Below are 10159 nucleotides of genomic sequence, written 5' to 3' on the forward strand. Positions count from 1 at the left end.
GTCGTTCCGCCTGATCGTTTTTTGCGGCTCCCAAGGACCGTCCGGCCACGCGCCGGGCGGTCCTTTGGCCTTAGGGTCGAGCGCATGGCGACGCGGAGTGCGGAAGAGATCGAGGTGGCCGGGCACGCCGTGCGGCTGACCAGCCCCGACAAGGTGATGTTCCCCCGGCCCGGCTACACCAAGCGGGACGTGTTCGAGTACTACCTGGCCGTCGGCGACGGCATCATGCGGGCGCTGGGCAACCGGCCGACGACGCTGCAACGCTTCCCGGACGGCATCGAGGGCGAGATGTTCTTCCAGAAGCGGATCTCCACCCGCGGCGTCCCGCCCTGGATCGAGACCGCCAGGATCACCTTCCCGAGCGGGCGTACGGCCGACGAGCTCTGCCCGGCCGACCTCGCCCACGTGGCCTGGGCGGCGCAGATGGGCACGGTCGTCTTCCACCCGTGGCCGGTGCGCAACACCGAGGTGGAGAGCCCCGATGAGCTCCGGATCGACCTCGACCCCCAGCCGGGCACCGATTTCGACGACGTGACCAGCACCGCCGCCGTGATTCGCGAGATCTACGCCGACCTCGGCTTCCAGGGCTGGCCCAAGACGTCGGGCGGTCGCGGGGTGCACGTCTACCTCCGGATCAAGCCGGAGTTCACCTTCGTGCAGGTGCGGCGGGCCGCGATCGCCGTCGCCCGGGAGGCGGAGCGGCGCCGGCCCGACCTGATCACCTCGGCGTGGTGGAAGGAGGAGCGCGGTCAGCGGGTGTTCATCGACTTCAACCAGATGGCGCGGGACCGGACCATCGCCTGCGCCTACTCGCTGCGGGCCAACGCCCGGGCCACCGTGTCCATGCCGGTGACCTGGGACGAGCTGCCCGACGTGGAGCCGGACGACTTCGACCTGCGTACGGTGCCGAAGCGGTTCGCCGAGAAGGGTGACGCGCACGCCGGGATCGACGACGTCGCGTACGACATCACGCCGCTGCTCGAGTGGTCGGAACGCGACGAGCAGCGCGGCGAGGGCGACATGCCGTACCCGCCGGACCACCCGAAGATGCCGGGCGAGCCCCCGCGGGTGCAGCCGAGCCGCAAGAACGCCGCCAACTGGGACGGCGACCAGCCCCGCTGACCGTGGCCTTTTCGCGTGTCACAGCGGGCGCTTCATGCCGACGTGGGAGGACGTGAAGCCCAGGGACTCGTAGAAGCGGTGAGCGTCGGAGCGGTTCTTGTCGCTGGTCAGCTGGGCCAGGCCGCACCCGCGCTCCCGGCCCCGGTCCAGCGCCCACTGCATCATCCGGCGGCCGACGCCCCGGCCACGCAGGTCGCCGCGCACCCGGACCGCCTCGATCGTCATCCGCGAGGAGCCGCCGCGGCTCAGCGACGGCGTGAAGGTCAGCTGGAACGTGCCCACCACCGCGCCGTCGTCGTCCACGGCCACCACCAGCTCGTTGCCCGGATCGGCGTCGATCGCCTCGAACGCCGCCCAGTGCGCCGCGTCCGCCGTCTCGGACACCGCACCGTCGCGGGCCCGGCTCACGTCGTCGTCGGCGTAGAGGGCGAGGATCTCCGGCACGTCGGAGCGCACGGCAAGGCGGAAGGTCAACACCCGGTCATCCTGACACGCCCTCTCGGCTGACCCGGCCGGTGGCATCGGCCAGGCACGATGTCCAGATGCATGTACTGCTGGTGCCGTTTCACCGCGTCTATCGCGGGATGGTCTGGTTGGCCAACTCGCCGCGCATGCTGATCTTGTCCTACGGGGTCATGATCATCATCTGCGGCCTGCTCTACCGCGTCTTCGAGCGCGACGTCTCCGTCGGCGATGCGATCTGGTGGGCCGTGGTGACCGCGTCCACCGTCGGCTACGGCGACATCTCCCCCGTGTCGTGGCAGGCGCGCCTGATGGCCGGGCTGCTCATCTCGGTCATGGTGCTGCTCGTGGTGCCGCTGATCACGGCGCACTTCGCCAGCAAGCTGATCGTCGACCAGGACGCGTTCCGGCACGACGAGCAGGAGGAGCTGAAGCAGAACCTGCGCCGGGTCCGTCAGCTCGCCGAGGCCATCGCCGAGCGGGAGGGGATCAGCGTGCCGGACAGCGCAGGCCCACCGTCGGCACCGTCAAATCGATGAGATAGCCGTCCACCGCCCGGACGATGCACGGGGTGCTCGGGTACGCGGTGTGCCCCTCACCCTCCCAGGTGAGCACCTGCCCGGTGCCGAGCATGCCGGCCAGGTCGGCGGTGTTCTCGTACGGCGTCGCCGGGTCGCCGGTGGTGCCGACCACCACGATCGGCGGCGCTCCGGTGGCCGCCCCCGTCGGGTACGGGTCGTGCTTGCCCGGCCAGAGCGCGCACGGCAGCATGCCCATCGCCAGCGAGGAGCCGAAGAGCGGGTACTTCGCCCGCCACTGCGACTGCAGCGTGCGGATCTGCTGGACGGTCGGTGTCTCGTCCGCGTCGGCGCAGTTCACCACCATGTTCGCGTCGAAGAGGTTGGTGTAGCGCCCACCCGGCTCGCGTCGCGCGTACGCGTCGGCCAGCTCGAAGATGCCCTTGGCGTCGCCGCGCCGGAGGCTGTCGATCGACTTGGCCAAGCTCGGCCACTGCGTCTGCGAGTAGAGGGCCTGCGCCACGCCGGTGAAGATCCAGCCGGGCTCGGCGTCCCGGCCATCAGGGCCGGCCACCGGGTCGACCCGGGACTTGGCCAGCGCGTCGGTCACCGCGCCGCGGGCGTCCGGCTGGATCGGACACTGCGCGGGCGTCCGCGCGCACCACTGCGAGAAGTTGGTGAACGCCCGCTCGAAGCCCTTGGCCTGCGCCTCGTTCCGCGCTATGTAGGGCTCCGTCGGGTCCACCGCGCCGTCCAGCACCAGCGCGCGGATGTTCTTCGGGAACAGCTGCGCATAGGTGGCACCCAGCAGCGTCCCGTACGAGTAACCCAGGTAGGTCAACTTCTGGTCGCCGACGGCGGAACGCACCGCGTCCATGTCCCGCGCCGCCTGCTCGGTGGAGAACAGCGGGAGCTGCGCGCCGTACTTGTCGCCGCAGCCCTCGACGATCTTCTTGTTCAGCGCCGCGACCTCGTCGAAGTCCGCCTGGCTCACCGGGTCGGGATCCGCGGCGAAGAGCGCGTCCTGGTCGGTCCGGCTGATGCACCTGATCGGCGACGACCGGTCCACTCCGCGCGGGTCGAAGCCGACGATGTCGAACCGGTCGGTGATCTCGGTCGGCAGCCCGCCGAGCTTCTGCCCGTAGGAGAGCCCGACCGCGATCTCGATGCCCGAGGCGCCCGGCCCGCCCGGGTTCAACACCAGGGATCCGATCCGGTTCTCCTGATTGGTCGACCGGATCCGGATCATCTGGACGTCGTAGGTCTCGCCGCTCTTCGGGGTGGCCCAGTCGCGGGGCACGGCCACGGACGCGCACTCGTACCTCATCCCCGACGCGCCGCGCCCGACGATCTGCTGCGGCACCTCGGGGCAGGACCGCCAGGACGCCTGAGTGCCCGGGACGGCCGGGGAGGCGGCCGGGCCGGGCGCGGCGGTGCCGGACTCGTCCGGCGCGATCACCGGCAGGGTGCAACCGGCGGTCGCCACGACCACGGCGGCGAGCGAGGCGACGACCAGGCGGGCACGAAGCGGCACGGTGGACCCTTCCAACAGCGGACCAAGTCGGTGAGAAGGCTAGCCGGTCCGACTGAAAGAGAAGGTAAGGCGTCCGCTCAGCGGCTCGTCAGCACCTCGGCCAGGTTGAACTGCACCGGGCGTTCGAGCTGGTCGTAGGTGCAGGTGTGCGGATCGCGGTCGGGGCGCCAGCGCTCGAACTGCGCGGTGTGCCGGAACCGGATGCCCTCCATGTAGTCGTAGCGGACCTCGACCACGCGCTCGGGGCGCAGCGGCACGAAGGACAGGTCCTTGCCGTTGTTCCACCGGCTCACTTCGTTCTTGCGCGGGGTACGTTCGCCCGACTCGTGCGCGGCCCAGTTCCAGGGGTGCCCCTCGAACGTGGTGACCAGCGACTGCATCTCCTGGAACAGCTCCTCGCGCACGGTGATCGGGAAGGAGCCGATGACGCCGACCGAGACCAGCATGTCGCGTTCGTCGTAGAGGCCGAGCAGTAGCGAGCCGATCCGGTTGTCGGCGCTCTTGTGCACGCGGTAGCCGGCCACCACGCAGTCGGCGGTGCGCTTGTGCTTGACCTTGAACATGACGCGCCGGTCCGGCTCGTACACGATGTCCTTGGGTTTGGCGATCAGGCCGTCGAGGCCGGCGCCCTCGAACTGGCCGAACCACCGCCGGGCCGTCTCGAGATCCTCGGTCGCCGGGGTGGTGTAGATCGGCGGCTTGGCACCCGACAGGCACTCGACGAGCCGCCTGCGGCGCTCCTCGAACGGCAGCTCGGTCAGGTCCTCGTCGCCCAGCGCGAGCAGGTCGAACGCCACGAAACCGGCCGGCGTCTGCTCGCTGAGCAGATTCACCCGGCTGGCCGCGGGGTGGATGCGCTGCTGCAGCGCCTCGAAGTCGAGCGTGTTGCGGGCGGTGTCGGCGACGATCACCTCGCCGTCGATCACCGCGCGGTCCGGGAAGTTGGCCAGCACCGCCTCGACGACCTCGGGGAAGTAGCGGGTCATCGGCTTCTCGTTGCGGCTGCCGATCTCCACCTCGGCGCCGTCCCGGAAGATGATCGAGCGGAACCCGTCCCACTTCGGCTCGTAGATCTGCCCGGGCGGGATGTCCGCGACCGGCTTGGCCAGCATGGGCTTCACGGGCGGGTTGATCGGCAGGTCCATCGCCACACCCTATGCCGTCCAGAGCCGCAGGTGGCGCCGCCTGCGCAGGCGCAGGCCGGAGAGGACCGCCACCGCGATCAGGAGCACGGTCGCCGCCACGGCCGCGTGCGTCAGGCCCTTGGTCAGATGCGCGACGCCGGCGTCCGACTCGATCGCGTACACCCCGATCTCGCGGGCGAACCAGAACGGCAGCACCTGCCCGAACCGGGCCTCCGGTGCCAGCACCGTCTGCATCGCGAGCACGGTCAGCAGCACCAGCATGCCTTCCAACTCCCGGGGCAGCAGCGCGCTGATCGCCAGCCCGAACGGCGCCGAGATCAGCACGGTCAGGGCGAGGATCACCGCCAGCGCGCCGGACCGGACCTGCGGCAGGTCGACCGTGACGAGCACCCAGTACGGCACCGAGACCACCGCGCCGACCGTCCACAGCGCGAGCAGCCGGCCGACCCAGAGGTGGCGGGTCGCGTACCCGGACAGGCGCAGCCGCGGCTCGAGCGACCGGGCGCCGTTGCCCGCGAACAGCGCCGCCGTGCTCAGCGCCCAGCCGACGCCCATCACCATGAAGCGGAGCCCCTGCCACCACTCGGTGCCCCGCCGGGCCATGTAGAAGGCCAGCGGGATGACCAGCAGCAGCACCAGCACCGAGCGGCGGCGGACGATCTCGCGCAGGGCCATGTCGGCCACGGTCAGCGTCCTCATCGGCCCAGCTCCAGCACGGCGTCGACCCGGTCCAGCTCGCTCAGCAGGTGGGTCACCACGACTACCGCCTTCCGCTCGGTCCGCCAGCGCCACACCTGCTGCCAGAAGTCCAGATAGCTGCCCTTGTCGAAGCCCTGGTAGGGCTCGTCGAGCAGCAGCACCTCGGGGTCGCCCAGCCCGGACATGATCAGGTTGAGCTTCTGCCGGGTGCCGCCGCTCAGGCGCCCGGCGACCGGCGCATCGGCCACCTCCGGCCAGTCGAGGGTCGCGGCGACCGACCGGCCCGCATGCCTGGCCGTCGTCCGCCTCGCCCCTCGACCGGCGCCGATCAGGATGAAGTGCTCGTCGGGCGTGAGCCGCTCGGCCGTGCCGCCCTCCTGTGGGCAATAGCCGAGGCGGCCGTGCACCCGCACCTCGCCGGCGTCCGGGCTCACCAGGCCGGCGCAGATGCGCAGCAGGGTGCTCTTGCCGCAGCCGTTGGCGCCGACGATCGCGAGGACCTCGCCGGCCCGCACGGTCAGGTCGATGCCGTCCAGGACCGTCCGCCGGCCGTAGCGCTTGGTGATGCCACGAACCTCCAGACGGACGTTGCCCGGTGGGGTCGGGTTCATGACGACGAGGCTTTCCGCCACCCTCGTCGCGTAGGCGTACGGCGTACCGAAGACCCTCTCCGGATCCTGGCCGCTCTCCCGCAGGTGCAGCGCGACCTCCGCGACCACCGCATCGGGCGCCACCCCGCGGCGACGCAGTTCGCTTGTCAACAAGCCGAGCCAGGACTCCACCGTCACGGCGCCGCCACCTCCAGGAATGCGTTCACCACGCCCACGAAACCGGACCACTCCCGCGACGACTCCCGCAGCGTCGCCGCTCCCTCGTCGCTGAGCCGGTAGTACTTGCGTGCCGGGCCGCCCTCGCCGCCGCGCCAGTCGGCCCGGATCAGGCCGACCTTCTCCAGCCGCAGCAGCGTCGGATACAGCGTGCCGCCGGCGATCGGGCCCAGCCCGCCGACCTCGAGTCGCTGGGCGATCTGGTAGCCATACGACTCCCCGCCGGCCAGCGCGCCGAGCACACACAGGTCGAGCACGCCGCGCAGCCACTGCGCCCGCCTGTCCCGATCCATCGCCACAAGGTAGCACCGCTACCTAGTCAAGTCTGTCCCGGAGGCGGGTAGTTGACGGTCATGACCTCACGAGTGGTGGTGCTGACCGGCGCGTCGAGCGGGATCGGGCGAGCGTCCGCGAAGGCCTTCGCGGACCGCGGGGACCGGCTGGTGCTGGCCGCTCGCGGGCTCGCCGACCTGCGGGCGGTGGCCGCCTCGCTGCCCGGCGACCCCCTCGTGGTGCCGGCCGACGTGACCGACCCCGAGTCGCTGGACCTCCTGGTCTCGGCCGCCGTGGAGCGGTTCGGCCGGATCGACGTCTGGTCCGACACGGCGGCGGTGATGGCGTACGGCCGGTTCGAGGAACTTCCGGCGGAGGTCTTCGACCGGGTGGTGACGACCGACCTGCTCGGCTCGGCGAACGTGGCCCGGGTGGCGCTGCGGCAGTTCCGGGCGCAGGGGCACGGCACGCTGATCCTGTGCGGGTCGCTGCTCGGGCACGTCACCGTCCCGTACATGTCTGCCTATGTCACTTCGAAGTGGGGCTTGCGCGGCCTGACCCGGACGCTGGCGCAGGAGACCCGCGACCTGCCCGACGTGCACGTCAGCTCGATCACGCCGGGCAGCGTCGACACACCGATCTACACCAGTGCCGCCAACTACGCCGGGTTCGTCGGCCGGCCGCCTCCCCCGGTCGACCCGCCGTCGGTGATGGCCGAGGCGATCGTCAAGAACGCCGACCACCCGCGTCTCGAACGATCGGTGGGGCCCGGCAACCGGTTCGTCGAGTTCGGCTTCGTCTACCTGCCGTGGGTATACGACCGGCTGGTCGGCCCGCTGGCCCGCCGGATGGCACTGTCCACGCCGACATCCGAGACCGACGGCAACGTCTTCGAGCCCCGGCCGCGGTTCGAGGGTGGCCCGGTGCGCTGGGGCCGCGGCCGGGTCGGGGCCCTGGTCGGCGGGGCCGCCGGGCTCGCGGTCCTCGGCGCGGCGTGGCTAGTGAACCAGCAGCGCGACTAGCCGGTCGAGCTCCGCCGCCGGGTCGGCGGCGAGGCCCATGTGCACCGGGCCGGCCCGCAGGATCGTGCTGCGCGGCGCCACCAGCCAGCGGAAACGCTCGCCCAGCGTCATCGGCTGCGCGGTCGTCTCGCAGGTCTTCTGCCAGCCGGTCAGCGCCGTCCGCACGGCGTCGAGGTCGACCTGCGGGTCCAGCGCGCGCAGCCGGACCTCGTCCAGGTGGGTGCCGGCCCGCAGGAAGTCGAGCCGCTGGCAGTAGAGCAGCACGCCCACGTTGATCAGCTCGCCGCGCTCGATGCGGGGCACGGCCTGGATGGTCGCGTACTCGTAGGGGACTCTCACGGCAGCCACGCCTCCGGACGCGCCGCCCGAGCGGTCAGATGCTCCACGTAGCGCCCGGGCTCGACATCCATCCACTCCTCGGGGACCAGGGCGACCGCCGCGCGGATCAGCTCCTCGGTGAGCTCGTCGGACAAGCCGCTTCTTGTCGTTGCGTACGGACGCAGCACGTGATCGTCCCATTTGTACGGACGGTGCACCTTCTCAGCGGCCCGCGCCCAGTCGTGGTGGAAGTACAGCGACGCCCCGTGGTCGATCATCCACAGCCTGCGGTGCCACATCAGCAGGTTGGGATTGCGCCAGCTGCGGTCCACGTTCTCGGTGAACGCGTCGAACGCCACGATCCGGCCGGCCAGCTCGGCGTCGACCGGGTTGATGTTCGGCTCGTAGCCCAGCGCGCCCGGCAGGAAGTCCATCCCGAGGTTGGCGCCGGCGCTGGCCTTGATCAGCTCCTGCACCTCCTGGTCGGGCTCGGCGCGCGCGACGACCGGGTCGAGGTGCACGACCACCAGCTCGGGTACGGGCAGGCCGAGGCCGCGAGCGAGCTCACCGGAGATGATCTCGGCGACCAGCGCCTTGGGGCCCTGCCCGGCACCGCGGAACTTCACCACGTACGTGCCGGAGTCGTCCGCCTCGACCACGCCGGGCAACGAGCCGCCCTCACGCAACGGCGTCACGTAGCGGGTGGCGATGACCTCGCGCAGCACGGTGATCACACTAGCGTCCGCAGCAGCGCCGCCGTCCACGTGCGGTACCACGCCACCGGCCGGCCACGGTCACGGACGACCAGGCCGAACTGCAGCGGCGACATCAGCACCCACAGCCGGTCGCGGACCTCGTCGACGTCGCCCCTGCCCGCGCGGGCGACGACCGTCTCGGCGAGCAGCGCGGCGCCGACCAGCCGCTGCCGGTCCAGCTCCGCGAGCAGGGCCGCGATCTGCGGATCGGCGTCGGCGGCACCGAACACCACCGCATAGATCGGGTACGACCGCTCGGCCACCTCGGCGAACGCGTCGGCCATCCGCTCGATCATCTCGTCGAACGTGCCGGCCCGATGGATGCGCTGCAGGACGGGCCGATCCCGCAGCGGCTGATCGTCGGTGTCGCCCGCGATGGCGGTGTCCACCGCCTCCTTGAGCAGGTTGACCTTCGATGCGAACTGCGTGAACACCGTCGGCGCCGAGACGCCGGCCTCGCGGGCGACGAGTGCGATCGAGGTGGCCGCGTAGCCGCGCTCGACGAACAGCCGCCGGGCCACCGCGAGCACCCGGTCACGGGTCTCGCGCGCCTGCAACTGTCGGCTTGTGGCGTCGTAGCGCCTTTTCGCTTGCCCTCCGGCGGTCATTGGCTTAGCTTAGAGCATATTCGATAGATACGGAGTTAAGTTAATGTTTCACGTACGCGAGGCGGGTCATGGTCCGGTGGTGCTGCTCATTCACGGCGGGGCCGAGGACGCGGGAATGTTGGACGGGATCGGCCAGGCGCTGGCCGGGCGCGGGTTCCGGGCGATCTGGTACGACCGGCGCGGCACCGGCGGCAGCACCCGAGCCGATTGGCCCGGTGACGGCGCCGATCAGCACGCCGACGATGCTCTGGCGATCCTGCGGTCGCGGGACGCCGTGGGCGGCACCGTGATGGGTTTCAGCTCGGGCGGCGTGGTCGCGCTCGCGCTGGCGGAGCGCCACCCGGCGGCGGCCGCCGAGGTGATCGCCTGGGAGCCGGCGGCGCTGGGCATGCTGCCCGGGGCGGCCGAGATCCAGGCCGGGCTGATGGCGCCGATCGAGGAGTATCTGGCGGCGAACCCGGGCGACTGGGTCGGCGGCTTCCACACGATGCTGGGGGTGCTGTCGGAGGGCCGGGCCGACCTGTCCGACCCGGCGGTCAAGCTGATGGAGCCGAACGCGGAGGCGGCCCTGCGCGACGACGGCCCGCTGATCACGGCGAGGGGCTTCGAGTCCTTGCCGCAGGGCCTGGTGACCGTGGCGACGAGCAGAGACCCGAACCCGCTGCACGCCCAGATAGCCGACCGGCTGGCGCCGTTGACGGGCAACCCGGTGTCGGTGGTGGAGGCAGCCGACGACCACGAGATCTACGTCAAGGCCCCGGCCATCCTGGCCGACTGGCTGGCCTCCCGCAGCAACCCGCAACAGCACTAGCCGACCCGCAACGGTGGGTGGCCTACCACTTGCGCCCGGGACCAGAAGTGGTAGCCCAGCCACGC

Annotated in this window: 13 protein-coding genes; 4 read left to right on the forward strand and 9 right to left on the reverse strand. The window is 71.2% G+C overall.

The genetic code is table 11. From position 1 onward, the window contains the following. The first annotated feature begins 84 nt into the window (after positions 1-84). A complete protein-coding gene (ligD, locus tag AB0M20_RS11880) occupies positions 85-1122 on the forward strand; it encodes a non-homologous end-joining DNA ligase (RefSeq protein ID WP_364297150.1) in 1038 nt (345 codons plus the stop codon). Positions 1123-1140: 18 nt separating this feature from the next. Here the strand turns inward: ligD and AB0M20_RS11885 are convergent, their stop codons facing one another. Continuing rightward, a complete protein-coding gene (locus AB0M20_RS11885; RefSeq protein ID WP_364297152.1) occupies positions 1141-1644 on the reverse strand; it encodes a GNAT family N-acetyltransferase in 504 nt (167 codons plus the stop codon). Between the two features lie 113 nt (positions 1645-1757). Between AB0M20_RS11885 and AB0M20_RS11890 the strand changes: the two genes are divergently transcribed. Continuing rightward, positions 1758-2123 (forward strand): potassium channel family protein, encoded by a 366-nt coding sequence (locus tag AB0M20_RS11890; protein WP_364297172.1) that lies wholly within the window; start codon positions 1758-1760, stop codon positions 2121-2123. On the opposite strand, the gene AB0M20_RS11895 is transcribed toward AB0M20_RS11890, so the two are convergent. The 5 genes from AB0M20_RS11895 to AB0M20_RS11915 form a co-directional block, all read right to left on the reverse strand. Continuing rightward, positions 2074-3567, reverse strand: coding sequence for an alpha/beta hydrolase (locus tag AB0M20_RS11895; protein WP_364297174.1), 1494 nt, complete (start codon positions 3565-3567; stop codon positions 2074-2076). The genes AB0M20_RS11890 and AB0M20_RS11895 overlap by 50 nt on opposite strands. 146 nt (positions 3568-3713) lie before the next feature. Continuing rightward, positions 3714-4781 carry an ATP-dependent DNA ligase gene (locus AB0M20_RS11900; RefSeq protein ID WP_364297154.1) on the reverse strand — a complete coding sequence of 356 codons (1068 nt, stop codon included), beginning with the start codon at positions 4779-4781 and terminating at the stop codon, positions 3714-3716. Positions 4782-4790: 9 nt separating this feature from the next. Then, positions 4791-5480, reverse strand: a complete 690-nt coding sequence (locus tag AB0M20_RS11905) for a hypothetical protein (RefSeq protein ID WP_364297156.1) — start codon at positions 5478-5480, stop codon at positions 4791-4793. After that, complete coding sequence (locus tag AB0M20_RS11910) at positions 5477-6268, reverse strand: ATP-binding cassette domain-containing protein (RefSeq protein WP_364297158.1); 792 nt, start codon at positions 6266-6268, stop codon at positions 5477-5479. The genes AB0M20_RS11905 and AB0M20_RS11910 overlap by 4 nt, the downstream gene beginning before the upstream one ends. Next, positions 6265-6600, reverse strand: coding sequence for a PadR family transcriptional regulator (locus AB0M20_RS11915; protein ID WP_364297160.1), 336 nt, complete (start codon positions 6598-6600; stop codon positions 6265-6267). The genes AB0M20_RS11910 and AB0M20_RS11915 overlap by 4 nt, the downstream gene beginning before the upstream one ends. A 60-nt stretch (positions 6601-6660) precedes the next feature. Here AB0M20_RS11915 and AB0M20_RS11920 point away from each other — a divergent pair, with 60 nt between their 5' ends. Next, positions 6661-7602: an SDR family NAD(P)-dependent oxidoreductase gene (locus AB0M20_RS11920; RefSeq protein WP_364297162.1), complete on the forward strand. Its 942-nt coding sequence runs from the start codon at positions 6661-6663 to the stop codon at positions 7600-7602. On the opposite strand, the gene AB0M20_RS11925 is transcribed toward AB0M20_RS11920, so the two are convergent. From AB0M20_RS11925 to AB0M20_RS11935, 3 genes are read right to left on the reverse strand one after another with little or no spacing between them, the layout of a single operon-like run. Beyond that, positions 7579-7941 (reverse strand): DUF3037 domain-containing protein, encoded by a 363-nt coding sequence (locus tag AB0M20_RS11925; RefSeq protein WP_364297164.1) that lies wholly within the window; start codon positions 7939-7941, stop codon positions 7579-7581. The genes AB0M20_RS11920 and AB0M20_RS11925 overlap by 24 nt on opposite strands. Then, on the reverse strand, positions 7938-8654 hold the full coding sequence (locus tag AB0M20_RS11930; protein WP_364297166.1) for a HipA family kinase: 717 nt from the start codon (positions 8652-8654) through the stop codon (positions 7938-7940). Before AB0M20_RS11930 ends, AB0M20_RS11925 begins: the two co-directional genes overlap by 4 nt. Next, positions 8651-9232 carry a helix-turn-helix domain-containing protein gene (locus AB0M20_RS11935; RefSeq protein ID WP_364297168.1) on the reverse strand — a complete coding sequence of 194 codons (582 nt, stop codon included), beginning with the start codon at positions 9230-9232 and terminating at the stop codon, positions 8651-8653. The genes AB0M20_RS11930 and AB0M20_RS11935 overlap by 4 nt, the downstream gene beginning before the upstream one ends. A gap of 94 nt (positions 9233-9326) precedes the next feature. On the opposite strand from AB0M20_RS11935, the gene AB0M20_RS11940 reads away from it, so the two are divergent. Next, entirely contained in the window at positions 9327-10094 is a 768-nt protein-coding gene (locus AB0M20_RS11940; RefSeq protein ID WP_364297170.1) for an alpha/beta fold hydrolase, read from the forward strand. Positions 10095-10159: the final 65 nt, after the last annotated feature.

The sequence above is a fragment of the Actinoplanes sp. NPDC051633 genome (genome assembly GCF_040681735.1).
Classification (GTDB): Bacteria; Actinomycetota; Actinomycetes; order Mycobacteriales; family Micromonosporaceae; genus Actinoplanes.

Coding starts and splice junctions, on each gene's coding strand:
- ligD (WP_364297150.1), top strand. CDS start 85: ATGGCGACGCGGAGTGCGGAAGAGATCGAGGTGGCCGGGCACGCCGTG.
- AB0M20_RS11885 (WP_364297152.1), bottom strand. CDS start 1,644: ATGCCACCGGCCGGGTCAGCCGAGAGGGCGTGTCAGGATGACCGGGTG.
- AB0M20_RS11890 (WP_364297172.1), top strand. CDS start 1,758: ATGATCATCATCTGCGGCCTGCTCTACCGCGTCTTCGAGCGCGACGTC.
- AB0M20_RS11900 (WP_364297154.1), bottom strand. CDS start 4,781: ATGGACCTGCCGATCAACCCGCCCGTGAAGCCCATGCTGGCCAAGCCG.
- AB0M20_RS11905 (WP_364297156.1), bottom strand. CDS start 5,480: ATGAGGACGCTGACCGTGGCCGACATGGCCCTGCGCGAGATCGTCCGC.
- AB0M20_RS11915 (WP_364297160.1), bottom strand. CDS start 6,600: ATGGATCGGGACAGGCGGGCGCAGTGGCTGCGCGGCGTGCTCGACCTG.
- AB0M20_RS11920 (WP_364297162.1), top strand. CDS start 6,661: ATGACCTCACGAGTGGTGGTGCTGACCGGCGCGTCGAGCGGGATCGGG.
- AB0M20_RS11940 (WP_364297170.1), top strand. CDS start 9,327: ATGTTTCACGTACGCGAGGCGGGTCATGGTCCGGTGGTGCTGCTCATT.